General features: G+C 63.5%; 23 protein-coding genes. 19 read left to right on the plus strand and 4 right to left on the minus strand.

Translation table 11 applies throughout. The features are described from left to right. Nucleotides 1-2: 2 nt before the first annotated feature. Entirely contained in the window at nucleotides 3-377 is a 375-nt protein-coding gene (gene uraH / locus FJ940_RS27395) for a hydroxyisourate hydrolase (protein ID WP_140501174.1), read from the minus strand. A 201-nt stretch (nucleotides 378-578) separates the two neighbouring features. Between uraH and puuE the strand changes: the two genes are divergently transcribed. The 14 genes from puuE to FJ940_RS27465 all read left to right on the plus strand — a co-directional run bounded on the left by puuE (nucleotide 579) and on the right by FJ940_RS27465 (nucleotide 16,648). Next, nucleotides 579-2,003, plus strand: coding sequence for an allantoinase PuuE (gene puuE / locus FJ940_RS27400; RefSeq protein WP_140658468.1), 1,425 nt, complete (start codon nucleotides 579-581; stop codon nucleotides 2,001-2,003). Nucleotides 2,004-2,013: 10 nt separating this feature from the next. Continuing rightward, nucleotides 2,014-2,877 carry a bifunctional allantoicase/(S)-ureidoglycine aminohydrolase gene (locus FJ940_RS27405; RefSeq protein WP_140658470.1) on the plus strand — a complete coding sequence of 288 codons (864 nt, stop codon included), beginning with the start codon at nucleotides 2,014-2,016 and terminating at the stop codon, nucleotides 2,875-2,877. Next, nucleotides 2,874-3,377, plus strand: coding sequence for an ureidoglycolate lyase (locus FJ940_RS27410; protein ID WP_140501180.1), 504 nt, complete (start codon nucleotides 2,874-2,876; stop codon nucleotides 3,375-3,377). Before FJ940_RS27405 ends, FJ940_RS27410 begins: the two co-directional genes overlap by 4 nt. Further along, nucleotides 3,377-3,970, plus strand: a complete 594-nt coding sequence (locus FJ940_RS27415) for a nucleoside deaminase (RefSeq protein WP_140658472.1) — start codon at nucleotides 3,377-3,379, stop codon at nucleotides 3,968-3,970. The genes FJ940_RS27410 and FJ940_RS27415 overlap by 1 nt, the downstream gene beginning before the upstream one ends. A 92-nt stretch (nucleotides 3,971-4,062) precedes the next feature. Continuing rightward, the gene (locus FJ940_RS27420) at nucleotides 4,063-6,048 is read left to right on the plus strand and encodes a CocE/NonD family hydrolase (RefSeq protein ID WP_140658474.1); all 1,986 of its coding nucleotides are present in this window, start codon (nucleotides 4,063-4,065) and stop codon (nucleotides 6,046-6,048) included. 153 nt (nucleotides 6,049-6,201) lie between these two features. Beyond that, complete coding sequence (locus tag FJ940_RS27425) at nucleotides 6,202-7,788, plus strand: ABC transporter substrate-binding protein (protein ID WP_140658476.1); 1,587 nt, start codon at nucleotides 6,202-6,204, stop codon at nucleotides 7,786-7,788. 15 nt (nucleotides 7,789-7,803) lie between these two features. After that, a complete protein-coding gene (locus tag FJ940_RS27430) occupies nucleotides 7,804-8,763 on the plus strand; it encodes an ABC transporter permease (RefSeq protein WP_140512803.1) in 960 nt (319 codons plus the stop codon). An 11-nt stretch (nucleotides 8,764-8,774) separates the two neighbouring features. Next, on the plus strand, nucleotides 8,775-9,599 hold the full coding sequence (locus FJ940_RS27435; protein WP_140501190.1) for an ABC transporter permease: 825 nt from the start codon (nucleotides 8,775-8,777) through the stop codon (nucleotides 9,597-9,599). Continuing rightward, nucleotides 9,599-11,254 carry an ABC transporter ATP-binding protein gene (locus FJ940_RS27440; RefSeq protein ID WP_140501254.1) on the plus strand — a complete coding sequence of 552 codons (1,656 nt, stop codon included), beginning with the start codon at nucleotides 9,599-9,601 and terminating at the stop codon, nucleotides 11,252-11,254. The genes FJ940_RS27435 and FJ940_RS27440 overlap by 1 nt, the downstream gene beginning before the upstream one ends. A 114-nt stretch (nucleotides 11,255-11,368) precedes the next feature. Beyond that, the gene (locus FJ940_RS27445; RefSeq protein ID WP_140658478.1) at nucleotides 11,369-12,952 is read left to right on the plus strand and encodes an ABC transporter substrate-binding protein; all 1,584 of its coding nucleotides are present in this window, start codon (nucleotides 11,369-11,371) and stop codon (nucleotides 12,950-12,952) included. Nucleotides 12,953-13,033: 81 nt separating this feature from the next. Continuing rightward, entirely contained in the window at nucleotides 13,034-13,873 is an 840-nt protein-coding gene (locus FJ940_RS27450; RefSeq protein WP_140658480.1) for an alkaline phosphatase family protein, read from the plus strand. A gap of 126 nt (nucleotides 13,874-13,999) precedes the next feature. Beyond that, nucleotides 14,000-14,566 (plus strand): sigma-70 family RNA polymerase sigma factor, encoded by a 567-nt coding sequence (locus FJ940_RS27455; protein WP_140512795.1) that lies wholly within the window; start codon nucleotides 14,000-14,002, stop codon nucleotides 14,564-14,566. Continuing rightward, nucleotides 14,563-15,231, plus strand: coding sequence for an anti-sigma factor (locus FJ940_RS27460; RefSeq protein ID WP_140558770.1), 669 nt, complete (start codon nucleotides 14,563-14,565; stop codon nucleotides 15,229-15,231). Before FJ940_RS27455 ends, FJ940_RS27460 begins: the two co-directional genes overlap by 4 nt. After that, nucleotides 15,221-16,648 (plus strand): S8 family serine peptidase, encoded by a 1,428-nt coding sequence (locus FJ940_RS27465; protein ID WP_140658482.1) that lies wholly within the window; start codon nucleotides 15,221-15,223, stop codon nucleotides 16,646-16,648. The genes FJ940_RS27460 and FJ940_RS27465 overlap by 11 nt, the downstream gene beginning before the upstream one ends. Before the next feature lie 74 nt (nucleotides 16,649-16,722). Here the strand turns inward: FJ940_RS27465 and FJ940_RS27470 are convergent, their stop codons facing one another. The 3 genes from FJ940_RS27470 to FJ940_RS27480 all read right to left on the minus strand — a co-directional run bounded on the left by FJ940_RS27470 (nucleotide 16,723) and on the right by FJ940_RS27480 (nucleotide 19,499). After that, entirely contained in the window at nucleotides 16,723-18,069 is a 1,347-nt protein-coding gene (locus FJ940_RS27470) for an FAD-binding oxidoreductase (RefSeq protein ID WP_140658484.1), read from the minus strand. 168 nt (nucleotides 18,070-18,237) lie between these two features. Continuing rightward, entirely contained in the window at nucleotides 18,238-19,260 is a 1,023-nt protein-coding gene (locus tag FJ940_RS27475; RefSeq protein WP_140501204.1) for a substrate-binding domain-containing protein, read from the minus strand. Between the two features lie 14 nt (nucleotides 19,261-19,274). Then, nucleotides 19,275-19,499: a hypothetical protein gene (locus FJ940_RS27480; protein WP_140558773.1), complete on the minus strand. Its 225-nt coding sequence runs from the start codon at nucleotides 19,497-19,499 to the stop codon at nucleotides 19,275-19,277. 123 nt (nucleotides 19,500-19,622) lie between these two features. Here FJ940_RS27480 and FJ940_RS27485 point away from each other — a divergent pair, with 123 nt between their 5' ends. The 5 genes from FJ940_RS27485 (at nucleotide 19,623) to ugpC (ending at nucleotide 26,218) form a co-directional block, all read left to right on the plus strand. Further along, nucleotides 19,623-20,978 (plus strand): ABC transporter substrate-binding protein, encoded by a 1,356-nt coding sequence (locus FJ940_RS27485; protein WP_140558774.1) that lies wholly within the window; start codon nucleotides 19,623-19,625, stop codon nucleotides 20,976-20,978. 263 nt (nucleotides 20,979-21,241) lie between these two features. Beyond that, a complete protein-coding gene (locus FJ940_RS27490) occupies nucleotides 21,242-22,255 on the plus strand; it encodes a sugar ABC transporter permease (protein ID WP_140501210.1) in 1,014 nt (337 codons plus the stop codon). Nucleotide 22,256: 1 nt separating this feature from the next. Beyond that, a complete protein-coding gene (locus FJ940_RS27495; protein ID WP_140625642.1) occupies nucleotides 22,257-23,411 on the plus strand; it encodes a carbohydrate ABC transporter permease in 1,155 nt (384 codons plus the stop codon). Nucleotides 23,412-23,415: 4 nt separating this feature from the next. Beyond that, nucleotides 23,416-25,080, plus strand: a complete 1,665-nt coding sequence (locus FJ940_RS27500) for an alpha-glucosidase (protein ID WP_140567869.1) — start codon at nucleotides 23,416-23,418, stop codon at nucleotides 25,078-25,080. Between the two features lie 25 nt (nucleotides 25,081-25,105). Next, on the plus strand, nucleotides 25,106-26,218 hold the full coding sequence (ugpC, locus tag FJ940_RS27505) for a sn-glycerol-3-phosphate ABC transporter ATP-binding protein UgpC (RefSeq protein ID WP_140501216.1): 1,113 nt from the start codon (nucleotides 25,106-25,108) through the stop codon (nucleotides 26,216-26,218). The last annotated feature ends 81 nt before the right edge of the window (nucleotides 26,219-26,299 follow it).

A 26,299-nucleotide genomic window follows, 5' to 3' on the forward strand; every position in this document is an offset into this window, starting at 1 on the left:
TCTCAGCTCCCCCTGTAAGTCGAATAGCCGTAGGGCGAGACGAGCAGCGGCACATGATAGTGCACGGCATCCGCCATGCCGAAGCGGATCGGCACGGTGTCGAGGAAGGCCGGCTCGGGCAGTTTCGTTCCCTGGCGCCGCAGATAGTCGCCAGCGGCGAAAACCAGCTCGTATTCGCCGGTCTGGAAATCCGCGTCGGCCAAAAGCGGTGCGTCGCAACGGCCATCGGCGTTGGTGGCGACCGTCTTCAGATGCGTCCTGGCCGGGCCATCGATCCGGTAGAGCGCGATCGACAATCCCGCCGCGGGCTTGCCGGTTGCCGTATCCAGGACATGGGTCGTCAGACGCCCGCCATCGATTTTCGACGTTTCTGCCATTGTCCGCCTCCCATTCCAATACGAACAAACCGGCCGGTACAGCCAAACATTGCTGATGAATTGTGCGCCAATTAAAGGCGATGCATAAGTCCCGGTCGAGCGGAGTGCGACAAAAACACTTTCAAAAATTTTCGGGGGAATGCGAGAAGCACCCTTTCGATATCCTGATCATACTTCGGGCGATGCCCCGTGGGAGGGACGATGCGTTACACCAGAGACATGCGCGGCTACGGAGCCAATCCGCCGGATCCCAAATGGCCCGGTGGCGCGCATGTGGCCGTGCAATTCGTCGTCAATTACGAAGAAGGCGGCGAGAACTGCGTCCTGCATGGCGACAAGGCTTCGGAAGCCTTCCTGTCGGAAATCGTCGGCGCGGCTCCCTGGGCGGGCCAACGCCATTGGAACATGGAATCGATCTACGAATATGGGGCGCGGGCAGGCTTCTGGCGGCTGCTTCGCCTGTTCACCGAGGCCGAGGTGCCAGTGACCTGTTACGGCGTCGCCACGGCACTCGCCCGCTCGCCCGATCAGGTGACGGCGATGCAGGATGCCGGCTGGGAGATCGCCTCGCACGGGCTGAAATGGATCGACTACCGCGACCACAGCGCCGAGGACGAGCGCCGCGACCTCAAGGAGGCGATCCGGCTGCACTACGAAGTGACAGGCACGCGCCCGACGGGCTGGTACACCGGCCGGACGTCGGTCAACACCGTGCGGCTGGTGGCGGAGGAAGGCGGCTTCGACTACGTCTCCGACACTTATGACGACGAACTGCCCTACTGGTTCGCGGATGACGGGACCGACAGGCCACAGCTCATCATCCCCTACACGCTCGATGCCAACGACATGCGCTTCGCCACGCCGCAGGGCTTCAACTCGGGCGACCAGTTCTTCGCTTATCTGAAGGACAGTTTCGACACGCTCTATGCCGAAGGCAAGGCTGGGCGGCCGCGCATGATGAATATCGGCCTGCACTGTCGCCTCGTCGGGCGGCCGGGGCGGGTGGCGGCGCTGAAGCGCTTCGTCGACTATGTGAAGTCGCACGACAAGGTCTGGCTGGCGCGGCGTATCGACATCGCCAGGCATTGGCGCGAGACCCATCCATACAAGCAGCCGGTGCTGCGCCCTTCGAGGATGGAATTCGAGGCCTTCGTGCATGCTTTCGGCGGCGTTTTCGAACATTCGCCGTGGATAGCCGAGCGCGCCTACGAGCTGGAACTTGGCCCGGCGCACGACAGCGCCGGCGGCCTGCACAATGCGCTCTGCCGCGTTTTCCGCGCCGCAAGCGAAACGGAGCGGCTGGGCGTGCTCAACGCCCATCCAGACCTTGCCGGCAAGCTGGCAAGGGCCAGGCGGCTGACGGCGGAATCAGCCAGGGAACAGGCTTCGGCCGGCCTCGATGCGCTGACCGACAAGGAGCGCGAGCTGTTTTCCAAGCTTAACGCCGCCTACGTCACCACCTTCGGTTTCCCGTTCATCGTCGCGGTGAAGGGCAAGACCAGGCAAGAAATCCTGGCGGAGTTCGAAAGGCGCATCGGCAACAGCCGCGGCGTCGAATTCGAGACCGCCTGCAAACAGGTCGAGCGCATCGCACTCTTCCGCCTCAAGGACATGCTTCCGCAATAGGTTTGAACCCATGGATACGATCAGAATGCCCGAGCGAACCTATTATGCTCCACATGGCGGCCATTCCGGCCAGAGTGAGCTTCTGACCGGCCGCGCCGTCTTCACCGAGGCCTATGCCGTCATCCCCAAGGGCGTGATGCAGGACATCGTCACCAGCGCCCTGCCATTCTGGGACAAGACCCGCGTCTGGATATTGTCGAGGCCGCTGTCGGGCTTTGCCGAGACGTTTTCGCAGTACATCGTCGAGATCGCGCCCGGCGGTGGCAGCGACCGGCCGGAACCCGATGCCGGCGCCGAGGGCGCCTTGTTCGTGGTCGAAGGCGAACTGACCGTCCTGCTTGCCGGCGAAAGACATGTCTTGCGGCCGGGCGGCTTCGCCTTCCTGCCGCCGTCGAGCGGCTGGACTGTTCGCAACGAAAGCAATGCGGCTGTCCGCTTTCACTGGATACGCAAGGCTTATGAGCCCGTCAGCGGCCTCGAGGTCCCACAAGCCTTCTTCACCAACGAGCAGGACATCGGGCCGACGCCGATGCCCGGTACCGACGGCCGTTGGGCGACGACGCGCTTCGTCGATCCGGCCGACATGCGCCATGACATGCACATGACCATCGTCACCCTCGAACCGGGCGCGGTCATTCCCTTTGCCGAGACCCATGTCATGGAGCACGGGCTCTATGTCCTGGAAGGCAAGGCCGTCTACCGGCTCAACCAGGACTGGGTCGAGGTGGAGGCCGGCGACTATATGTGGCTGCGCGCCTTCTGTCCGCAGGCCTGCTATGCCGGCGGACCGGGAAAATTCCGCTATCTGCTCTACAAGGACGTCAACCGGCACGCCAAGCTCGGCAGTGCCGGGATCGCAGGGCGTGCGCCGTGACCCGCATCGTCGCGCGGCCGCTGACCCGCGAGGGCTTTGCCCCGTTCGGCGATGTCATCGACATGGGCGGCGACAACCACTACCCGATCAATGGCGGCAAGGCCGAGCGCTACCATGATCTGGCGACCGCCGAGGCCGTGGGGCCGAATGCGCGCGTGCTGATCTCGATGGTGCGCGGCACGCCTTACGAATTGCCGCTGGCGCTGACCATGGTCGAGCGTCACCCGCTCGGCAGCCAGGCCTTTGTCCCGCTGTCGCCACGACCGTTCCTGGTCGTCGTCTGTCATGACGGCAAGGACGGTCCGGCCGAGCCGCATGCCTTCATCACCAAGCCAGGGCAAGGCATCAATTATTCACGCAATCTATGGCACGGCGTACTGACGCCATTGGGTGAGCCCCAGGATTTCCTGATCGTCGACCGTGGCGGCGACGGCTCCAATCTCGAAGAATTCCATTTTTCGCACGCCTACGAGATTCATCTCCCCGACGAGATCCTTTGATGACCGACATTTCGCTGATCGACCGCCTGCTCGACGTCATCGAGCACGACATCGTGCCGAAGACGCAGGAAGGCGTCGCCCATGGCAACAAGCTGTTCGGCGCGGCGATCCTGAAGAAAGGCGACCGCTCGCTGGTGCTGGCCGAAACCAACAACGAGATCGAAAACCCGCTCTGGCATGGCGAAGTGCACTGCCTGAAACGCTTCTACGAAATGCCCAAAGCCGAACGTGTCGACACCAAGGAGGCCATCTTCCTGGCCACGCACGAGCCCTGTTCGCTCTGCCTGTCGGCGATCACCTGGACCGGTTTCGACAATTTCTACTATCTGTTCAGCCACGAGGATTCGCGCGACAGTTTTGCCATCCCGCACGATCTGAAAATCCTGAAAGAGGTCTTCACCCTCGATCCCGGCGGTTACAATGCCGAGAACGCCTATTGGAAGAGCTTTTCGATCCGCAGGCTGGTGCGGGCGCTGCCCGAGGCGGAACGCGGGCGGCTGGAGGCGCGCATCGGCAAGATTGCAGCACTTTATGAAGCGCTCTCTGGCGACTACCAGGCCAACAAGGCCGAGATCGACATTCCGCTGAACTGAGGGCACCAAGCAGCGGCACAGGTCGCATATTCCACTGCTCCAGTCGCGAATGGCGATTGAAACTTGCCGCGCCGCGAGGCGTTATGCGCGCCATGAAAACCGTCACCGAGTTTCCCCGCAAGGTCGTCGAATTCCCTGATATGGGCATCGTTATGCCGGATGGCTGCCGGCTGTCGGCGCGGGTGTGGATGCCGGAAGATGCCGGCGACGATCCGGTGCCTGTCATCCTCGAGCACCTGCCCTACCGCAAGCGCGACGGCACCATCTTTCGCGACCAGCTGACGCATCCCTATTTCGCCGGCCACGGCTATGCCTCGATCCGTGTCGACATGCGCGGCAATGGCGATTCCGAAGGGCTGATGGACGACGAATATTCCGAGCAGGAGTTGCAGGACGCCTGCGACGTCATCGCCTGGGCGGCGGCTCAACCCTGGTGCAACGGCAATGTCGGCATGATGGGTATTTCCTGGGGCGGCTTCAACTGCCTGCAGGTGGCAGCCATGCAGCCGTCGGCGCTCAAGGCGGTCATCAGCCTGTGCTCGACCGTTGATCGCTATGCCGACGACATCCACTACAAGGGCGGCTGCCTGCTGCTGGAAAATTTCGGCTGGGCCTCGACAATGCTGTCCTATTCGTCACGGCCGCCGGACCCGCTGCTGGCGGGCGACAACAGATGGCGCGACCTGTGGCTCAGCCGACTGGAGAACCAGTCGTTCCTTTTGCCGCTCTGGCTTGGCCACCAGCACCGCGACGCCTACTGGAAACGCGGCTCGATCTGCGAGGATTTCTCCGCCGTCAAGGCCGCGGTGCTGTCGATCGGCGGCTGGCATGACGGCTACCGCAACACCATCTCGCATCTCGTCGCCAACATCGAGGCGCCGGTCAAAGGCATCGTCGGCCCCTGGATCCACAAATACCCGCATTATGCCGGGCCCCAGCCGGCAATCGGCTTCCTGCAGGAAGCGCTACGCTGGTGGGACCGCTGGCTAAAGGGCGTCGAGACCGGCGTCGAGGCCGACCCGGCCTACCGCGCCTATGTGATGGACAGCGTGCGGCCGGCGCGCTGGCATCCGGAACGGCCGGGCCGCTGGGTGGCGGAGCGGCAGTGGCCTTCGCCCGACATCAAGACGCAAACGATCGAATTGATCCCGGCGGGCGGTAAATCCGTCACCATCGCTTCGCCGCAAAGCTGTGGGCTGGCCGGCGGTGAGTATTTCCCGTTCACCTTCGGCCCGGAATTGCCGGGCGACCAGCGTCCCGACGACGCGCTGTCGGTGTGTTTCGACCAGCCGGAACTCGCCGAGGCGATCGACGTCGTCGGCGCACCGGAAGTCGACGTCCGGTTATCCTGCGACCGCCCGCAGGCCAACATCGCGGTGCGGCTTTGCGACGTGCATCCCGATGGCGCCTCCGAACTGATCTCCTATGGCGTGCTCAACCTGACGCATCGCCTCTCGCACGAATTCCCGCAAGCGCTTGTCCCCGGCGAGAGCGTTTCGGCACGCGTCGTGCTCGACCAGTGCGCCTATCGCGTGCCGGCCGGCCACCATTTGCGCATAGCCGTCTCGAACGCCTATTGGCCCATGATCTGGCCCTCGCCGGAGCCGGTCCGCCTGAGCCTGTCGGCGGCGACGCTGAAGCTGCCGCTGCGCCCGCTGGCGACGGGCGACGAGGTCACGTTCGCCGCGCCGGAGGCTGCTTCCCCCTGGGCAACCGAGACGATCCGCCCGGCCAATTCGGAACGCCGCGTCGACCGCGACGAGAAGACCGGCATCGTCACGCTTTCCATAGAAGACGATTTCGGCGAGGTGCGCGATCTTGCACATGGCCTGGCGAACGGCAGCATCGCCCGCGAGACCTGGACGATCCATCCGGACGATCCGTTGTCGGCTGGGGGACGGACGCATTGGACGCAAACCCTGTCGCGAAGCGGATGGTCGGTGCGCACCGAAACATCGGCCGAAATACGCTCGGACGCCAAAAACTTCATCGTAAGCGCCCGAATTGAAGCTTACGAAGGCGAAAAACTCGTCTTCGAACGCGATTTTGAACAGGCGGTTCCGCGCTCGCTTGTTTGAGCGGCAAGGCATTGGTCCAAATGCGACGTGCCATTTACGCCACGGCATGTCGCATTCGGTCTTGCTTACCGCTTTCCCTTGCGGTCATTATTCCCCTCACAAGAAACAAGAAAACGACCACTAAGGTCGAACCAACAGAGTGAGGAACTCAAAATGTCAAACGAACTGGAATTCCTTAGCCGACGTGTCGCTTCAGGCAAGCTCAGCCGTCGTGATTTTCTCGGCCGGGCGGCAGCGCTCGGCGTCACCGCGACCTTCGCCAACTCGCTGCTTTCGAGCGCGGCGCGCGCAGCCGGCCCGGTCAAGGGCGGCACGCTCAAGGCAGGCCTGGTTGGCGGCGAGTCCACCAACAGCCTGGATCCAGCCCTGTTCATGACGCAGGTGCCGTTCGCCTTCGGCAAGATGTGGGGCGAACTGATCGTCGAGCTTTCCCCCGAGGGCAAGCTCGAGAACCGCATCGCCGAGGAGATCGGCTCGTCCGACGATGCCAAGGTCTGGACACTGAAGATCCGCGACGGCGTCGAATTCCACAATGGCAAGACGGTGACCGCCGAAGACGTCGCCGCCACGCTCGAGCGTCATTCGGACGAGAAGTCGAAGTCCGGCGCGCTCGGCTACATGAAAGGCATCGAAAGCATCAAGGCCAGCGGCAAGGAAGTGGTGCTGACGCTGAAGGAGGCCAATGCCGATCTGCCCTACCTGCTCAGCGACTACCACCTGATCGTCCAGCCCAATGGCGGCAAGGACAAGGCCGATGCCGGCATCTCGGCGGGCCCTTACAAGATCACCACCAACGAGCCCGGCGTGCGCCATGGCGGCGAGCGCTTCGCCAACTACTGGCAGGGCGACAAGATGGGCCATGCCGACCAGATCGAGATCATCGTCATCAACGACGCCACGGCCCGTACGGCAGCCCTGCAGGGCGGCCAGGTCAACATGGTCAACCGCGTCGAGCCGAAGATCGTCGACCTGATCAAACGCGTGCCGGGCGTCACCATCCGCAACCATGCGGGACCGGGCCACTACGTCTTCATCATGCACTGCAACACGGCGCCGTTCGACAATAACGACCTCAGGATGGCGCTGAAGCTGGCGATCGACCGCGAAGAAATGCTGAAGAAGGTGCTGCGCGGTTACGGTTCGCTCGGCAATGATTTCCCGATCAATGCCGCCTACCCGCTGTTCACCGAGATCGAGCAGCGCACATACGATCCGGACAAGGCCAAGTTCCACTACAAGAAGTCGGGGCATGACGGTGCGGTGCTGCTCAGGACCTCCGACGTCGCCTTTCCCGGCGCCGTCGACGCGTCCCAGCTTTTCCAGCAGAGCGCGGCCAAGGCCGGCATCCAGATCGAGCTCAAGCGCGAGCCGGGCGACGGCTACTGGAACGAGGTCTGGAACAAGCAGCCCTTCTGCGCCTCCTATTGGGGCGGACGCTCGACCCAGGACCAGATGTACTCGACCGCCTACCTGTCGACCGCCGACTGGAACGACACGCGTTTCAAGCGCCCGGATTTCGACAAGATGGTGCTGGCGGCGCGCGCCGAGCTGGACGAGGCCAAGCGCAAGGCGATGTATCACGACATGGCCGTCATGGTGCGCGACGAAGGCGGCCTGATCCTGCCGATGTTCAACCAGTTCATCGACGCCACCGGCGCCAAGGTGGGCGGCTGGGTGGACGATCCGCACCAGGAGTTGATGAATGGCTATGCCCTGGCAAAGTGCTGGCTCGAAGCCTGAGCCGGCCTTGCCCAGATGTCCTCACCCATCGTGAAACTGGTGGCCCAGCGCGTTGCGCTGGGCATCCTCCTTTTGTTGGCCGTCTCGGTCCTGATCTTCGCCGGCACACAGATCCTGCCCGGCGACGTCGCGCAAGCCATCCTAGGGCAGTCGGCGACACCGGAATCGCTCGCCAATCTGCGTGAGCAGCTTGGGCTCAACGACCCGGCCTATATCAGGTATTTCCGCTGGCTCGGCGGCGTTTTGACCGGCGATCTCGGGACCGCCATGTCGAGCGGACAGGATATCGCGACATCGATCAAGGGCCGGCTGTGGAACACGCTTTTCCTCGCCTTCTGGGCGGCGATCGTGGCCATTCCACTGGCCATAACGCTTGGCCTGATCGCGGTGCGCTACCGCAATGGCTGGGTCGACAAGCTGATCTCGGGACTGGCGCTCGCCTCGACCTCCTTCCCGGAATTCTTCATCGGCTACTTGCTGGTCTTCTACTTCGCGGTTCAGCATCAGTGGTTCCCCGCCATCTCGACCGTCTATGACGGCATGCCTTTCGGTGAACGCATGCAGGCGATCGCGCTGCCGGCGGCGGCGCTGACGCTGGTGGTGCTTGCCCATATGATGCGCATGACGCGCGCGGCGATCCTAAACGTCATGCAATCGGCCTATGTGGAGACCGCCGAGCTCAAGGGGCTCTCGGCTTTCGCGGTCATCCGCAAACATGCCTTCCCGAACGCCATCGCGCCGATCATCAACGTCGTCATGCTCAACCTCGCCTATCTGATCGTCGGCGTGGTCGTGGTCGAAGTGATCTTCGTCTATCCCGGCATGGGGCAGTATCTGGTCGATCACGTCACCAAGCGCGACGTGCCGGTGGTGCAGGCGGTCGGACTGATCTTCGCCGCCGTCTATATCGGCCTCAACATCATCGCTGACATAGCGGCAATCGTCGCCAATCCGCGCCTGAGGCATCCCAAATGAAGAGGGCGGGCATGCTCGACATCAAACGCATCCCCGTGCCCGCGCTGGTCGGCCTGGTGCTGACGGCCCTGTTCGTGCTGGCGGCCATCTTCGCGCCGTGGCTTGCGCCGCACGGCAATGGCGAGATCGTCGGCGACGTCTGGGAGCCCATGTCGGCGGCGCACTGGCTGGGCACCGACAACCTTGGCCGCGATCTGCTGTCGCGCATGATCTATGGTGCGCGCATCACCCTTTTCATCGCAGTGCTCGCCACGGCGTTGTCCTTCTCGCTTGGCGCCATTCTCGGCTTTTCGGCGGCGGTGTTCGGCGGCTGGTTCGACACGCTGCTGTCGCGCCTCGTCGATCTCCTGATGTCGATCCCGACGCTGATCATGGGCCTTGTCGTGCTCTCGGTGCTGCCGACAAACCTGGTGACGCTGATCCTGGTGATGGGCATTCTCGACTCGACCCGCGTCTACCGCCTGTCGCGCGCGGTGGCCGTCGACATCAACGTCATGGACTATGTCGAAGCCGCCAAGCTGCGCGGCGAAGGCAGCACCTGGATCATCTTCCGCGAGATCCTGCCCAATGCGCTGTCGCCGCTGGTCTCGGAACTCGGCCTGCGCTTCATCTATGCCGTGCTGTTCCTGTCGACGCTCTCCTTTCTTGGCCTCGGCGTACAGCCGCCGGATGCCGACTGGGGCGGCATGGTCAAGGAAAACAAGGACGGCATCGTCTTCGGCATTGCCGCGGCGCTCATACCGGCGGCCGCGATCGCGGCGCTTGCGATCTCGGTCAATCTCGTCGCCGACTGGGTGCTCAACCGCACGACAAGCCTGAAAGGAGGACGCGGATGATGGCCGACAGCAAAGCGAAATCCAGCCCGCTCCTCGATATCCGCAACCTGCGCATCGAAGCCATGGTCTACCCACCGGGCGAAGCGCCAAAGACCATCACGCTCGTCCACGACGTCTCGCTGACCCTGGAAAAGGGCAAGGTGCTCGGCCTGATCGGCGAATCCGGTGCCGGCAAGTCGACCATCGGCCTGTCTTCGATGGGTTATGGGCGCGGCGGCGTGCGCATCACCGGCGGCGAGGTGCTCCTCAACGGCCGCGACATCCTCAAGGGCGGCAAGGAAGGTTTCCGCAGGCTGCGCGGCCGCGAGGTCTGCTATGTCGCGCAGTCGGCGGCAGCGGCGTTCAACCCGGCGCACAGGCTGATGGACCAGGTTGTCGAAGCCACCCTCCTGCACGGCAGGGCGACGCGCGCGGAGGCCGAGAAACGCGCCGTCGCGCTGTTCAAGAAGCTGAGCCTGCCCAATCCCGAAACCATCGGCGAGCGTTTCCCGCACCAGGTCTCCGGAGGCCAGCTGCAGCGTGTGATGACGGCGATGGCGCTGTGCTCGGAACCGGACCTGATCGTCTTCGACGAGCCGACGACGGCGCTCGACGTGACGACGCAGATCGACGTGCTGTCGGCGATCAAGGACGCCATCCGCGACACGCATGTGGCCGCGCTCTACATCACCCACGACCTCGCCGTCGTCGCCCAGGTGTCGGACGAGATCATGGTGCTGCGCCACGGCCGGCTGGTCGAATGGGGCGGCACCCGCCAGATCATCAAGGAGCCGCGCCAGGAGTACACCAACGCTCTGGTGTCAGTGCACGAGATCGAACACGCCGAGCAGAAACCCGGCGTCTCGCCATTCCTGTCCGTGAAGAACGTCACCGCCGCTTATGGCGGCGGTCATGTCAAGGTGCTGAAGAACGTCTCCGTCGATATCTATCCCGGCCAGACGCTGGCGGTGGTCGGCGAGTCCGGCTCCGGCAAGTCGACGCTGGCGCGCGCCATCACAGGGCTCCTGCCGCCCGAACAGGGCACGGTGACCTTCGACGGGCGCCCGCTTGCCAACCGGCTTGCCGACCGGCCGAAGGAGGATCTGCGGCAGCTGCAGATGATTTACCAGATGGCCGACGTGGCCATGAACCCGCGCCAGACCGTCGGCACCATCATCGGCCGGCCGCTGGAGTTCTATTTCGGCATGCGGGGACGTGAGCGCGACCGGCGCGTCGCCGAATTGCTCGACGAGATCGAGATGGGCAAAGGCTTCCTCGACCGCTATCCGGCGGAGCTGTCGGGCGGCCAGAAGCAGCGCGTCTGCATCGCCCGCTCGCTCGCCGCCAAACCGAAGCTGATCATCTGCGACGAGGTGACCTCGGCGCTCGACCCGCTGGTGGCCAACGGCATTCTCAAGCTTTTGTTGAACCTGCAGCAGCACGAGAAGGTCGCATATCTCTTCATTACCCACGACCTTGCGACGGTAAGGTCGATCGCCGATTCGATCGCGGTGATGTATCGCGGCGAGGTGGTCCGTTACGGTTCCAAAAGCAAGGTGCTCACACCGCCTTTCGATGCCTATACCGACCTCCTGCTGTCCTCGGTTCCGGAAATGGAGATCGGCTGGCTGGAAAAGGCGATCAAGGGGCGACGCATGGCGAGCGCCGGGAACTAGCCAGCGGTTCGCCAGTCAAGGAGATGACGAACGTCATCCGGATGCAACACTGGAGGGCCAGACGTCCTTCGGACGGCATCGCCTGTGTGCGGTTGTTTCAAAAAGGGGTAGGACATGAAGACTGAACTCGACCATCTCGCTGAACTCGCCGGCCAAGGTCGGATATCGCGGCGTGACTTTCTCGGGCGCACCGCGGCGCTGGGCATGTCGGCGGCGCTGGCAACGACGCTGGCCGGGAAAGCCTTCGCGCAGACGCCGGTCAAGGGCGGCATTCTCAAGGCCGGCCTGCAGGGCGGCGAATCGACCAACAGCCTCGATCCGGCGCTGAACCTCAGCCAGGTCACCTTCAGCTTCGGCAAGCAGTGGGGCGAATATCTGGTTCGCCTCACCCCCGACAACAGGTTGGTCAACCTGATCGCCGAGGACATCGGCGCTTCCCCGGATGCCAAGACCTGGACGATCAAGATCCGCGACGGCATCGAGTTCCACAATGGCAAGACGGTCGGCGCGGAGGATGTCGCGGCCACCATCGAGCGCCACGCCGACGAGAAGTCGAAGTCGGGCGCACTCGGCATTCTCAAGAACATCAAGGGCATCAAGGCCAACGGCAAGGAGGTCGTCGTCACGCTTGCCGACGCCGATGCCGACTTCCCCTATCTGATGGCCGACTATCATCTCGTCATCCAGCCCAATGGCGGCAAGGACGATCCGAACGCGGGCATCAGCGCCGGCCCCTATAAGGTGACCGTCAACCAGCCCGGCGTGCGCCATGGCGGCGAGCGCTTCGCCAATTACTGGCAGGGCGACAAGGCGGGCCATGCCGACCAGGTCGAGATCGTCGTCATCAACGATGCGACGGCGCGGCTGGCGGCCCTGCAAGGCGGCCAGGTGCACATGATCAATCGCGTCGAGCCGAAGGTGGTCGACCTAGTCAAGCGCATCCCCGGCGTCAGCATCGAGAACGTTTCGGGCAAGGGCTATTACCCGTTCAACATGTTCTGCGACACCGCGCCCTTCGACAACGGCGATCTCAGGATGGCGCTCAAGCTCGCCATGGACCGCGACGAGATGCTGGAAAAGATCCTGCGCGGCTACGGTTCGGTCGGCAATGACTTCCCGATAAACGAGGCCTATCCGCTGTTTTCAGCCATCGAACAGCGCAAGTTCAACCCGGAAAAGGCTGCAGCGCTCTACAAGAAGTCGGGCCACAGCGGCTCGATCCTGCTGCGCACCTCCGACGTCGCCTTCCCCGGGGCCGTCGATGCGGCACAGCTCTATCAGCAGAGCGCCGCCAAGGCAGGCATCAAGATCGAGATCAAGCGCGAGCCTGGCGACGGCTATTGGTCGGAAGTCTGGAACAAGCAGCCTTTCTCGCTGTCTTACTGGGGCGGGCGTGCCACGCAGGACCAGATGTATTCCACCGGCTATGTGTCGAACGCCGACTGGAACGACACGCGTTTCAAGCGGCCCGAGTTCGACAAGATGCTGTTTGCAGCGCGCGGCGAGCTCGACCAGGACAAGCGCAAGGCGATCTATCACGACATGGCCGTGCTGATGCGCGACGAAGGCGGATTGATCGTGCCTTTCTTCAACCAGTTCATCGACGCCGCCACCAACAAGATCGGCGGCTTCGCCAAGAGCCCGATCGGCGAGATGATGGACGGCTACGCGCTCGCCGAATGCTGGCTGAACGCCTGACATCAAGTTCCCGCCGAAAGCGCCGCGTGTCCGTGCGACACGTGGCGTGCTCGTTCCCCCGACAATCGCATGGAGCAGCTCGTGGCGCTCAAGACCAAACTGTTGCTGATCATCCTCGACGGCGTGCCTTACCGGAACTGGCGCCGGCTGATGGGCAACCTCGAAGGCTGGGTGCAGTCGGGCGAAGCGCGGGTATGGAGGATGCGCTCGGTGCTGCCGTCGACCTCGGCCTGCTGTTATGCTTCGATCCACACCGGGGTGCCGCCGCAGGCGCATGGCATTCTTTCCAACGAGAACCGCTTCCGCGTCAGCCAGCCCGACATCTTCTCGGAGGTCACCAGGGCCGGGGGAATAACCGGCGCGGTCACCCACTCCTACTGGTCGGAGTTCTTCCGTTCCTACCCGTTCGACCTCGTCGAGGACATGGAGTATGACGAGCCGGGCGGGCCGATCACGCATGGCCGCTTCCACACCATGACCGGCTACAACGCGCGCAACCAGATGACGCCGAGCGACGTCGACCTGTTCGCCACGCTGACCATGCTGAGCAGCCGCCACGGCATCGACTACGGCATCCTGCACACTTGCACGCTGGACTCGATGGGCCACCGTTTCGGCCATGACTGTCACGAGATGGACCATGCCTGCTACGCGATGGACGGCATGCTGGCCGCTTTCCTGCCGCGCTGGCGCGACGCCGGCTATGAAGTGATCGTCACCGCCGATCACGGCCAGACCGACCGCGGCCACCATGGCGGCCATGATGAGGAGATGCAGGATTTCGCGCTGTATTATTTCGGCGGCGGCAACGGACCGGATGCCGACACGCTGCTCGACCAATTGCAGCTGGCACCGACGGTTCTGAGCCGGCTTGGGGTGGCGATACCCGAGACGATGAAGGCGAAGCCCTTCCTGAGCTAGCTTCCCCTTCACCCACTGGCAAGGCTCATCTTCTTCGGTTAGCCTCCGCAAATTCCTTGGCGGAGGATGAACCTTTTTGAGCCGATCAGCGACAGAGCAGGCAGGAGCCAGGCGGCTCGATCGGTCATGACCGGCGCGATGGAGACCGATCGCGCGCTTGTCGAGCGGGTCGCGAAGGGCGACCGGGCCGCCGTGCGGCTCCTGTTCATGCGCCACCACGCGCGGATATACCGCTTCGTGGCGCGCCAGACGGGATCGGAAATGATGGCTGACGACATCGCGAACGAGGTGTTCCTCGAACTGTGGCGCCAGGCGCCGGGTTTCGAGGGACGTTCCGAAGTCTCGACATGGCTGCTCGGCATCGCCCGCTTCAAGGCGCTGTCCCTGTTGCGCAAGAAAAAGGAAGACTGGATCGACGACGAGGCCGCAGCCGCGGTGCCCGACGGCGCCGATACGCCCGAGATCGTTGCCATGAAGGAGGACAAGAGCACTGCCTTGCGCCGCTTCATCGATGCCTTGCCGCGCGAGCATCGCGTGGTCATCGATCTCGCCTATTATCAGGGGCAATCGGTGACCGAGATCGGCGAGGTGCTCGACATCCCGGTCGCGACCGTCAAGACCCGCATGTTTTATGCCCGCAAGAAACTCGGCGAAGCCCTCAAGGCCGCCGGTTACGACAGGGGGTGGCCATGAGCGCCGCTGAAAAGATGTCGCGCCGCGACGAAATGGAAACGTTGCTGCCGTTCTACCTGAACGGTTCGCTGGAAGGCTCGGAACTGGAGGCCGTCGAGGAATGGCTGGCCAGCGATCCGACGGCGATGGCCGCCCTTGGCGAGGCGGAGGCTGAATTCTCCAGCACCGCGGCCGCCAATGAGGCGATCCGTCCGCCGGCCGACGCGCTGAGCCGCTTTTCCAGGGCGCTCGATGCGGAGGCTGGCCCGGCGCGCGCCGCCGCCGGTTCGTCCTGGCTGGCGCAGGCCTGGGGCCGTTTCATGGCGCTGCCGGTCGGCGTCGCCTGGGCGGCGGCCGCGGCTCTGCTGGCGCTGGTCATGGTGCAGTCGTTCGTGCAGCCCGGCGGCAAGGACGGCAATTTCGAGATCGCGGGCGCGCAGGACGAGATGGCGAAGATGCCGTTCGCCCTGGTCAAGTTCAAGCCCGACGCGAAAATGTCCGACATCGCCGCCTTTCTCGGCAGCAGCGGCCTGAAGATCCTGGACGGACCGACCGCCGGGGGCGTGTTCCGGCTCGGCATTCCGGCCGCCAACGCGGCCGACTACACCAGGCAACTCGGCCTTGTTGCCGCCCAGCCTTTCACCGACACCGTGATCGAGGGAAGGAAACCGGCCGATGGCGGCTGAGGCGGTCATCCGATTTGCGGCAATTCTTGCGGCAGCGATGACGATCGCCACCGGGCCTGCGTCGGCGCAGGGCAACGACGCCAATGCCAACCGGGGAAAGATCGACTGCCGCAACGGCACCGATGCGGCGGGCGCCGACTGTGGCAAGGACGGCAAGAGCATCAGTGACGGCGCGGCCGGTGCCGTGTTTCTTCCCGCCCTGATCGTCGACCTGTTCCCCAATCCGGCCGCTCCCGCGGCACCGGTGCCGACGCCACGGCCGGACCCGGTGGCGCCGCCCGCCGGCACGCAGGCCGGACTGCCTTCGGGCGGGCCGATCGTCTCGCCAAGCGATCTCATCGCCGTTCAGCCGCCACGCGCCGTGGCCGGCGATTTCGTGCCCGACGAGGTGCTGGTGACCGTCGATGGCGATGCGGGCGCCGTGCAGCAGATCGCCGCTTCCTTCGGCCTCGATGTGCGCTCGCAGCGGCAATCATTTTTGCTCGGCACCACGCTTGTGCGCTTCGGCATTCCCGACGGTCGCCCCGTCGGCGTGGTGCTGGCGCAGCTTGCCGCCGACAGCCGCACGCAGCGGCGTGAGCCCAACCATATCTATTCGCTTCAGCAGGCGGCGGGCATCGTCAACTATGCGTTCGAGCGCATCGCGCTCGACGCCAACCATGCGAGCGGCGAGAACGTCCGCGTCGCGGTAATCGATACCGGCGTCGACGACACCAATCCGACGCTGGCCGGGGTCATTGCCGGCCAGTTCGACGCCATGCCCGACGTGCCGGTCGAAAAGCGCGACCATGGCACCTCAATCGACGGGCTGATCGCCGGCGTCGGCGCGCTCAAGGGCATGGCGCCCGGCGCCAGGATCTATCACGCACGTGCCTTCGAAGGCGGCAAGTCGACAATGGACGTCATCCTCGCTGCGCTCGACTGGGCGGCCGAGCAGGACGTGCGCATCATCAATATGAGTTTCGTCGGTCCGAAGAACGACCTGCTCGGCATCGCCTGCCGCAATGCACGCGCGCTCGGCATGGTTCTTGTCGCCGCCGCCGGCAACAACGGGCCCAAGGCGCCCTATGGCTACCCGGCCGCCTTCGACGGCGTCATCGCGGTAACCGCCACCGACGCCAGGGATGGGCTAATGCCGCAGGCCAATCGCGGCGCCTATGTCTTCATCTCGGCGCCGGGCGTCGAGATGGTGGCGCCGAGCGGAGCCGGCTCGGATGTCGTCACCGGCACATCGTTCGCCGCCGCGATCGTCTCGGGCGCCATCGCCAATCTCATCCACGCCGCGCCGGACCGCTCGGCCGTCGCCATCGAAAAGGCGCTTGCCGCAACGGCCCGGGATCTCGGTTCGAAAGGGCGGGACGATGATTTCGGCTACGGGCTGCTGGACATCAAGGCCGCCGAGACGGCGAAGGAATGATCCTTGGCAACATGCTCCTAAATCCATTCGGCTATTTGCGATGGCCGAGACGGGACGAATGCTGGACTAAACATCTAGAGGGCCGGACCCAACCGAACGGCGCTTCCATCATAGAAGCGTGACAGCCGAAAGCGGCTGAGATCATGCCCACTCGCGTTACCCTGTATCAGGTCGGAAACGACGCGACCGATTCCAGGTCCGATACCGAAGCCGTGACCACTCATTCCCGTGGCCACGAAAAGACCGACGACTGCCCGGGCGTGATCCACGACGGGGACGACATCGGGCATGGCGTCAATCATGCCTCCCCAGCCTGCCTTCAAGCGAACTGTTTCGAACTGTGGAAAAAGGCGTCTGAAATTGCGCTCTACAGAACGGAGGCCGGAGCGTTCAGCGGCCGGGTTGAGCACCCGCATTCTTTCGAAAGGACTCCGGGAATCCGGGGTCCAATCGCGCGGAATCGACCAGCTGTCAGGGTAACCCGATGGGGCGCACGGAAAGTAGCGGGTTCCGAGCGGGTTGGCCATGAGGGCGGGAAGATACTTGGTGGCGTGCCGGAATGCGTCGGGTCCCAGGTAAAGCAAATTACTGCCTCCCGGGGCGAGCGTGTATCCGCCATCCTGTCGGCGCCTGAAAGCGATGTGTTCGTCCGCTGCCGCACCTGCATAGATTTCCGGCATAGGCTCCGTTGCGGCTACGGTTACCCTGACGCTGAGTTGGGGGATGGAGACGCCGTGTCTTCTCAGGAACAGCGACGACCAGGCGCCGCCCGCGACCAGTACGCTGGAGGTTTCAATGTATCCCGCCTCGGTCCACACTCCTCTGATCCTGCCAGCTGAGATTTCGAGGGTTCGCGCTGCGCAATTCTCTATGATCTTGGCGCCTTTTCGGACAGCAAGACGAGCAAGCGCAGGCACCGCCAACCAAGGCTCCGCGCGCATATCGGAGGGCGTCGTCATCGCGCCTTTGAACTTGCGCGACATGCCCTTGATGAGTTTCGCGGTTTCGTCCGCGTCCAGGAGGCGAGTGTCGAGCCCATGGATGGCGGCGATCTTCATGAACTCTTCGAAACCGGCCATGTCCTTGTCGGAGTTCGCCAGATAGGTCACACCTGTCTGGTGCAGCCCGATGTCTTCGCCGCATTCCTCAGCCAGTTGCCGCCACAGGCGAAAAGCCTCGATGACAATTGGCAGTTCATCTGCGTCGCGCCCCTGCTTTCGTATCCAGCCCCAATTTCGGGAGGATTGTTCGGCCGCAACGCGGCCCTTTTCCAGCAGCGTGACCGGAATGTTCCGCTTCGCCAGGAAAAGAGCCGTCGTTACGCCGATAATGCCGCCACCAATGATGACCACCTCCGAACGCTTCGGCGGTGGGCCAGGATGTTGGATTGGATCCATTTCGGAGAACGGGAATATGGGCAAGTGGGCATCCAGGAGGGCTGGTTGATGGCTTCGGCTTACTGGTTGCCACCCTCTAAAAGCCAAAGCAAGCGCGGTGCAGGCAGACCACTATCCATGACACTGCAATCGATCTTCCGGCAACGCCCGCAAGCGGTCGAACTCGGCCCCTCGGAGCGATTGGCTCTAACCCTAGGCAGGCGCTCCGGCAACCGACCCCCTGATCACCAGGTCGACCGGCCAGACCTCGCCGCGCGGGCCCTCCTCCAGGCCCGATATCCGTGCGGCCAGACGCTCGGCGATGCGGGCGCCGGCGAGCCGGATCGAGGAGCGCGTCGTCGACAGCGGTACGGAGAAATTCTCCGGCTTCAGCCATGGGAAGACGTCGTCATGTGCAATTAATGAGATGTCGCCGGGGATGCTCAGGCCGAGGTCGCGCACGGCGCGCACGACGCCGAGCGCCATGATCAGGCTGGAGCAGGCGATCGCGGTCGGCGCGCCGTCCTGTTCGAGCAGGCGCCGGGCGGCGCGATAGCCGTTCTCCTCGGTCATGGCAACGGAGCAGACATGGCGGTCGCCCAAGGTCAGGCCGCTCGCGGCGAGCGCCCGGCGCACGCCTCGCTCGCGATGCACGGCGAAGGTTTCGCGGTCATCGCCATTAATCAGCGCCAGCCGCCGGTGGCCGAGCTGGACGAGCAGTCGCGCCGCCTCGTGAAAGGCGCCCTCATTGTCGATGTCGAGATAGGGATAGTCGAAATCGAAACCTTCGCTGCGGCCATGGATGATGAAGGGTATACCGAGCGTGTTGACCAGCGCCACACGCCGATCGGCCGGCGTCGGCGAGGAGATGTAGACGGCGTCGACCTGGCGGTTGGCGACGATGCGCCGGTAAGTCGTCTCCTGGTCGTCGGCGTCGGCGGGAGACAGCACCAGGTCGAGCTCGTGCGAGCGCGCATAATCGCCAAGGCCGGACAGGAATTCGACGAAGTGCGGGTCGATGTCGACGGCAGCACCCGTCGGCAAGACATAGCCGATCATTCCGGACTTGCCGGTCGCAAGCCGGCGTGCGCTCGGATTGGGGCGATAGCCATGGCGCTTGGCGGCGTCCATGACGCGCCGGCGCGTCTCTTCGTTGACCTCGGGATAGCCGTTCAGCGCCCGGCTTACCGTGGTCTGCGAAAGCGCCAGCATGTGCGCGAGTTGCTTCAGGTTCACGAGGGCTCCATGCCTCAAAGCGCTTTTAAATTGAATCGACCCAAGCCCTGCGGCAGGCCCGTCATATCATGGCGACCATAGGCAGGCTTGGTGCAGGTTTGAAACATAAATTGCTGCTGCACTGCCAAAAAAGCATGCTGCAGCGCGATTTTCCAGGCGCCAAACTCCGGAATTAAATCGATTAAGTTACCACGCCTCTTGACTTCTGGACGATTCAATGGCGAGATCGAAATAGCCAAAGCGCTTTGGAAGACTCTTCGAAAGGTTGCGGTTCCTTTCCGACTGAGTCACAGTCCTGCGGCGTCGGCGGGCGGAATGGAGGTTTCCGTCCGGTGTTTGTGACCCACTGGGAGGGAATACCGATGAAGAAAATGCTTTTGCTGGGCGCCGCGCTTGCCGTGCTCGCCCTCGGCGCGCCCGCGCAGGCCGAGCTGAAATTTAAGCCGGGCGAGGACAAGCGTTTCAACTGGGCAAACTACGAAGAGCTCAAGAAAATCGACCTCAAGGGGGAGACCCTGTCGATCTTCGGGCCATGGCGCGGCGAGGACGAGACCCTGGTGCGCGGCGTACTCGATTATTTCTCGGAAGCCACCGGCGCCGAGATCAAATATTCCTCCTCGGAAAATTACGAGCAGCAGATCGTCATCGACACGCAGGCCGGCAGCCCGCCCAACATCGCCGTTCTGCCGCAACCCGGCCTGATCCAGGACCTTGCTTCCAAGGGTCTCTTGACGCCGCTCGGCGACGATACCGCCAAATGGGTCAAGGACAATTACGGCGCCGGCCAGTCATGGGTCGACCTCGGCACCTTCAAGGACAAGGACGGTAAGCCGGGCTTCTTCGCCTTCCCCTACAAGGCCGACGTGAAGTCGCTGGTCTGGTACTCGCCGGACAATTTCGAGGAAGCCGGCTACAAGGTACCGAAGACGCAGGAAGAACTCGCCGACCTCGAGAAGAAGATTATCGCCGACGGCGGCACGCCATGGTGCATCGGGCTCGGCTCGGGCGGCGCCACCGGCTGGCCGGCGACGGACTGGGTGGAAGACCTGATGCTGCGCACGCAGTCTCCGGAAACCTACGACAAATGGGTGAAGAACGAGATCCCGTTCAACGACCCGGCCGTGGTCAATGCAATCGACATCTTCGGCAAGATCGCGACCGACGACAAGATGGTCGATGGCGGCGCCAAGGCGGTCGCGGCGACCGATTTCCGCGACAGCCCCAAGGGCCTATTCGCGGTGCCGCCGAAATGCTACCTGCACCATCAGGCGTCGTTCATCCCGACCTTCTTCCCCGAAGGCACGAAAATCGGCCAGGACGCGGACTTCTTCTACTTCCCGCCCTATGCGTCCAAGCCCGAACTCGGCACCCCCGTGCTCGGCGCCGGAACGCTGGCGATGATCACCAAGGACTCGAAGGCCGCCCGCGCGTTCATCGAATTCCTTAAGATGCCGCTGGCCCATGAGATCTGGATGGCCGAAGGCGGTTTCGTGACGCCGTTCAAGGCGGTCAACAAAGATGCCTATGCCAGCGATGCGCTGCGCAAGCAGGGCGAGATCCTGGCCAATGCCTCGACTTTCCGTTTCGACGGGTCGGACCTGATGCCGGGCAAGATCGGCGCCGGCGCCTTCTGGACCGGCATGATCGACCTGGTCGGCGGCAAGTCGGCGCAGGACGTCGCCACCGACATCCAGAAGAGCTGGGACGCGATCAAGTAAGAGCCGCACCCGCGGAGGCCTAGGCTTCCACCTCCCGAGCGGATCCGGGCCAGTTGGCCCGGATCCGACCGGCCCCATCGCAACATCCCAGCCCGGCCAACCGGGACGGGTCAGATCCAGTCGTGACAGCGTAGACATTCCGGCATGCGGCGGGCACGGAGCCACACGCTTCCCTGCCTGCCCGCGCTCAACAACGAGATCGGCGCGCGGCGCAATCGCAAGGATCGTTTCCATCCTGGCGGGTCGTGCAGGGAGAGGGACCCATGGCGGCTCAGATTTTCTCGGCCATATTCGTCATCATCATCGGCGTCGGCGGCTGCGTCGCCTATTTCTGGGGCGCCAACAAACTGCTCGACGTCACCTTCCCCTCGCGCGGCGTCTCGGGCGCCGCCGCCGTCGACAATCTGCGCCGGCAAGGGCTGATCCGGCCCTGGCTGTTCGTCGGCCCGGCGATGATCATCCTGACCATCTATCTCATCTATCCGGTGGTCGAGACGCTGCGGCTGTCCTTCCTCGATCGCGGCGGCGCCAATTTCGTCGGCCTGGCCAACTATCAATGGGCCTTCGGCGACCGCGAGTTCCGCAATTCGATCCTCAACAATGTGCTCTGGCTGGCCGTAGTGCCCGCCGCCTGTACCTTCCTTGGCCTGATCATCGCCGTGCTTACCGACAAGATCTGGTGGGGCACGATCGCCAAGAGCCTGATCTTCCTGCCGCTGGCGATCTCCTTCGTCGGCGCCAGCGTCATCTGGAAATTCATCTATGAGTATCGCGGCGAAGGCCAGACGCAGATCGGCATCCTGAACGCCATCATCCAGCATTTCGGCGGCCAGCCGCAGGTCTGGATATCGCTGCCGTTCTGGAACAATTTCTTCCTGATGGTGATCCTGATCTGGATCCAGACCGGCTTTGCCATGGTCATCCTGTCTTCGGCGCTGCGCGGCATTCCGGAAGAGACGCTGGAAGCCGCCGTCATCGACGGTGCCAATCCGTTCCAGATCTTCTGGAAAATCATGGTGCCGCAGATCTGGGGCACCATCGCCGTGGTCTGGACCACAATCACCATCCTGGTGCTCAAGGTATTCGACATCGTCCTGACCATGACCAACGGCCAATGGAACAGCCAGGTGCTGGCCAATCTGATGTTCGACTGGATGTTCCGTGGCGGCGGTGATTTCGGCCGCGGCGCGACAATCGCCATCATCATCATGATCGCGGTCATTCCGATCATGGTCTGGAACATACGCCAGGCCAACAAAGAGACGGGAGGACATTGAGATGACCGTCGCGACCGGAAACTCCTTCGCCAGCCGCTTCGGCGTTCACATCGCCGTCCTGGTCTTCGTTGCGATCTGGACCATGCCGACGCTCGGCATCCTGATATCGTCGCTGCGCGACAAGGACCAGATCATCGCCTCGGGCTGGTGGAACTCGTTCGCCAGTTCGACCCAGACCGAAGCTGGACGCCTGCCGCCCGCCTCGGCGCAGGTCGAGAAGGACGGCAAGTTCGTCCTCCAGGGCAACATTTTCGGCGATGGCGCCAAGCGCGAGATCAGCGCCTTCGGCGTCAAGTCGGCGGCACCGACGCAATATCCGGCCGGCACATCGGCCGATCTCGGCGACGGCGTTACCTTGCAGCTCAATGCCGACGGCAGCTTCGTCATGACCTCGCCCAAGGCGTTCGAGGGCGACCGCGGCCAGCGCGTCTACTATGCCTCCTCGGCGCCGCCGAAATTCACCACCGACAATTACAGGACCGTGCTGTTTTCGGAAGGCATCGGCCGCTCCTTCATGAACTCGCTGACCGTCACTATCCCGGCGACCGTCATCCCGATCCTGATCGCCGCTTTTGCGGCTTACGCTCTGGCCTGGATGCGCTTTCCCGGGCGCGCGCTTCTGATCGCGGTCATCATCGGCCTGCTGGTGGTGCCGCTGCAGATGTCGCTGATCCCGCTGTTGAAGCTCTATAACGGCGTCGGCGCCTTCTTCGGCGTGCCCTCCAAGACCTATCTCGGCATCTGGCTGGCGCATACCGGCTTCGGACTGCCCTTCGCCATCTACCTCTTGCGGAGCTACATTGCCGGCCTGCCGCGCGAGATCATGGAATCGGCGCGCATCGACGGCGCCAGCGATTTCGAGATATTCGTCAAGATCGTGCTGCCGCTGTCATTTCCCGTGCTGGCGTCCTTCGCCATCTTCCAATTCCTGTGGGTATGGAACGATCTCCTGGTGGCGATGGTTTTCCTTGGCACGGAGGCGGATCAGATCGTGCTGACCGCCAAGCTCAATGCCTTGCTCGGCTCGCGTGGCGGCGACTGGGAGATCCTGACGACGTCGGCTTTCGTGACCATCATCGTGCCGCTGATCGTGTTCTTCTCTTTGCAGCGCTATTTCGTCCGCGGGCTGCTCGCAGGCTCGGTGAAAGGAGGCTGAAACCATGCAATCCGCTTTGAAAGCCAGTTCGAGGCCCGATCTCGCCGTCGATAGCGACTGGTGGCGAGGTGCCGTGATCTACCAGATCTATCCGCGCAGCTACCAGGACTCGAATGGCGACGGCATCGGCGACCTCAAGGGGATCATCGGGCGGCTGCCCTATATCGCCGCGCTCGGCGCGGACGCCATCTGGATCTCGCCCTTCTTCAAATCGCCGATGAAGGATTTCGGCTACGACGTCTCGGATTACTGCGACGTCGACCCGATGTTCGGCACGCTGGCCGATTTCGACGCGCTGACGGCGGAGGCGCACAGGCTGGGGCTGAAAGTGATGATCGACGAGGTGCTGTCGCACACCGCCGACATCCATCCCTGGTTCAGGGAAAGCCGATCGAACCGCAGTAATCCGAAAGCCGACTGGTACGTCTGGGCCGATCCCAGGCCGGACGGCACGCCGCCCAACAACTGGCTGTCGATCTTCGGCGGATCGGCCTGGCAATGGGACACCAGCCGCCAGCAATATTACCTGCACAACTTTCTCGCGGAACAGCCGGACCTCAATTTCCACAACGGCGAAGTCCAGGACGCGCTGCTCGACGTCACCCGCTTCTGGCTGGAGCGCGGTGTCGACGGGTTCCGCCTCGACACCATCAATTTCTACTTCCACAGCCAGGGGCTGGAAAACAACCCGCCGCTGCCGCCGGAGCAGCGCAACGACCAGACCGCACCCGCGGTCAATCCGTACAACTACCAAGATCACATCTACGACAAGAGCCGTCCGGAGAACCTCGGCTTCCTCGAACGCTTCCGCGCCCTGCTCGACGAATATCCGGCAACGGCCGCGGTCGGCGAGGTCGGCGATTCACAGCGCGGACTGGACGTCGTCGCGGCCTATACAGCCGGCGGCAAGCGCGTGCACATGTGCTATTCCTTCGATTTCCTGGCGCCGGAAAAGATCAGCGCCGCCAAGGTCCGTTCGGTGCTGGAAACCTTCGGCAAGGTTGCCAGCGACGGCTGGTCGTGTTGGGCCTTCTCAAACCATGACGTGATGCGCCCGGCCTCGCGCTGGGCCGCCAACGAAGCCGACCCGACCGCCTATCTCAAGGTTATCTCGGCATTGCTGATGTCCTTGCGCGGCTCGGTCTGTATCTATCAGGGCGAGGAACTGGGGCTCGGCGAAGCCGAATTGCGGTTCGAGGATCTGCAAGATCCCTACGGCATCCGCTTCTGGCCGGAATTCAAGGGCCGCGACGGCTGCCGCACGCCGATGGTGTGGGACGGCAGCGCCAGGAATGGCGGCTTCTCCCAGGCAAAGCCGTGGTTGCCGGTGCCGGCCAAGCACCTGTCGCAAGCCGTCAATGTCCAGCAAGGCGACGAGCATTCGCTGCTCGAACACTACCGACGCTTTCTCGGCTTCCGCCGTGCCCATCCGGCGTTGGCCAAGGGCGATATCAATTTCATCGAAAGCCAGGGCGACACTGTCGCCTTCACGCGCCGCGCGGGCAACGAGCAGATCGTCTGCGTCTTCAACCTGGGATCCGGGCCAGCGGAGGTTGACCTTGGCGGTCGATCGCTGCAACCTTTGCCCGGACACGGATTTTCGGGACAGCAGAGCTCCGGCTCCATCCGCCTCGGCGGCTACGGCGCCTGGTTCGGGCGCATCGACTGAATTCTAGCGACCACTGGAGGGAAACATGGCCGATGTCACGCTGAGGCAAGTGAAGAAATCATACGGCAATCTCAACATTCTGCACGGCATCGACCTCGACATCAAATCGGGCGAGTTCATCGTCTTCGTCGGGCCGTCGGGTTGCGGCAAGTCGACATTGCTGCGCTCGATCGCAGGGCTCGAGGAGATCACCTCGGGCGAGCTCAGAATAGCCGGCGAGGTGGTCAACGACGTGCCGCCGTCGAAACGCGGCATCGCCATGGTGTTCCAGTCCTACGCGCTCTATCCGCATATGACGGTCTACGACAACATGGCGTTTTCGATGAAGATCGGCAAGGAAAGCAAGGCCGAGATAGACAAGCGCGTGCGCCAGGCGGCAGAGATCCTGCAGCTGACCAACTATCTCGACCGCCTCCCCAAGGCGATGTCGGGCGGCCAGCGCCAGCGCGTGGCCATCGGCCGCGCCATCGTGCGCAACCCGAAGGTGTTCCTGTTCGACGAACCGCTGTCGAACCTCGACGCCGCGCTGCGCGTCGCCACCCGCATCGAGATCGCCAAGCTCAAGGAATCGATGCCCAACACCACCATGATCTATGTCACCCACGACCAGGTCGAGGCGATGACGCTGGCCGACCGCATCGTGGTGCTGAAGGAGGGCCATATCGAGCAGGTCGGCACGCCGATGGAACTCTACAAGAAACCCGGCAATCTGTTCGTTGCCCAGTTCATCGGCTCGCCGGCCATGAACATCCTGCCGGCGACCATCGACAAATCGGGCAATCCGACCGTCATCAGTCATGTCGGCGGCCGCAAGGCTACGGTGCCGATCGCGACGCCGGCCTCGGCCAAGGGCGCGTCGGTGAGCTTCGGCGTGCGGCCGGAGGACCTGACGATCGCCGGCGGCACGGACTATCTGTTCGAAGGAACGGTGGATTATGTCGAGCAGCTCGGCGAGGTGCAACTCGTCTATGTCGACATCGGCCGCGCCGACCTGCCGCTGGTGACCAAGCTGCCGGGCAATGTCGAGGTCAAGCGCGGGGCGACACTGCGGCTGAGCGCCGACGCCGGAGACCTTCATATCTTCGACGCGGATGGACGATCCTTCGCGCTGCACGAGACGGAAGCGAAAGCGGCCTGAGAGCAGGCCATGAATTAATTGCCGGTCACGCAAAAAAGGAGCGGCGGGCAAAGCCCGCCGCTCCTGTCTGGTGTCAGCTTC

This window comes from Mesorhizobium sp. B2-3-7 (assembly GCF_006442695.1).
Classification (GTDB): domain Bacteria; phylum Pseudomonadota; class Alphaproteobacteria; order Rhizobiales; family Rhizobiaceae; genus Mesorhizobium.

Coding starts and splice junctions, on each gene's coding strand:
- uraH (WP_140501174.1), bottom strand. CDS start 377: ATGGCAGAAACGTCGAAAATCGATGGCGGGCGTCTGACGACCCATGTC.
- puuE (WP_140658468.1), top strand. CDS start 579: ATGCGTTACACCAGAGACATGCGCGGCTACGGAGCCAATCCGCCGGAT.
- FJ940_RS27405 (WP_140658470.1), top strand. CDS start 2,014: ATGGATACGATCAGAATGCCCGAGCGAACCTATTATGCTCCACATGGC.
- FJ940_RS27415 (WP_140658472.1), top strand. CDS start 3,377: ATGACCGACATTTCGCTGATCGACCGCCTGCTCGACGTCATCGAGCAC.
- FJ940_RS27420 (WP_140658474.1), top strand. CDS start 4,063: ATGAAAACCGTCACCGAGTTTCCCCGCAAGGTCGTCGAATTCCCTGAT.
- FJ940_RS27425 (WP_140658476.1), top strand. CDS start 6,202: ATGTCAAACGAACTGGAATTCCTTAGCCGACGTGTCGCTTCAGGCAAG.
- FJ940_RS27430 (WP_140512803.1), top strand. CDS start 7,804: ATGTCCTCACCCATCGTGAAACTGGTGGCCCAGCGCGTTGCGCTGGGC.
- FJ940_RS27435 (WP_140501190.1), top strand. CDS start 8,775: ATGCTCGACATCAAACGCATCCCCGTGCCCGCGCTGGTCGGCCTGGTG.
- FJ940_RS27440 (WP_140501254.1), top strand. CDS start 9,599: ATGGCCGACAGCAAAGCGAAATCCAGCCCGCTCCTCGATATCCGCAAC.
- FJ940_RS27445 (WP_140658478.1), top strand. CDS start 11,369: ATGAAGACTGAACTCGACCATCTCGCTGAACTCGCCGGCCAAGGTCGG.
- FJ940_RS27455 (WP_140512795.1), top strand. CDS start 14,000: ATGACCGGCGCGATGGAGACCGATCGCGCGCTTGTCGAGCGGGTCGCG.
- FJ940_RS27460 (WP_140558770.1), top strand. CDS start 14,563: ATGAGCGCCGCTGAAAAGATGTCGCGCCGCGACGAAATGGAAACGTTG.
- FJ940_RS27465 (WP_140658482.1), top strand. CDS start 15,221: ATGGCGGCTGAGGCGGTCATCCGATTTGCGGCAATTCTTGCGGCAGCG.
- FJ940_RS27485 (WP_140558774.1), top strand. CDS start 19,623: ATGAAGAAAATGCTTTTGCTGGGCGCCGCGCTTGCCGTGCTCGCCCTC.
- FJ940_RS27490 (WP_140501210.1), top strand. CDS start 21,242: ATGGCGGCTCAGATTTTCTCGGCCATATTCGTCATCATCATCGGCGTC.
- FJ940_RS27495 (WP_140625642.1), top strand. CDS start 22,257: ATGACCGTCGCGACCGGAAACTCCTTCGCCAGCCGCTTCGGCGTTCAC.
- FJ940_RS27500 (WP_140567869.1), top strand. CDS start 23,416: ATGCAATCCGCTTTGAAAGCCAGTTCGAGGCCCGATCTCGCCGTCGAT.
- ugpC (WP_140501216.1), top strand. CDS start 25,106: ATGGCCGATGTCACGCTGAGGCAAGTGAAGAAATCATACGGCAATCTC.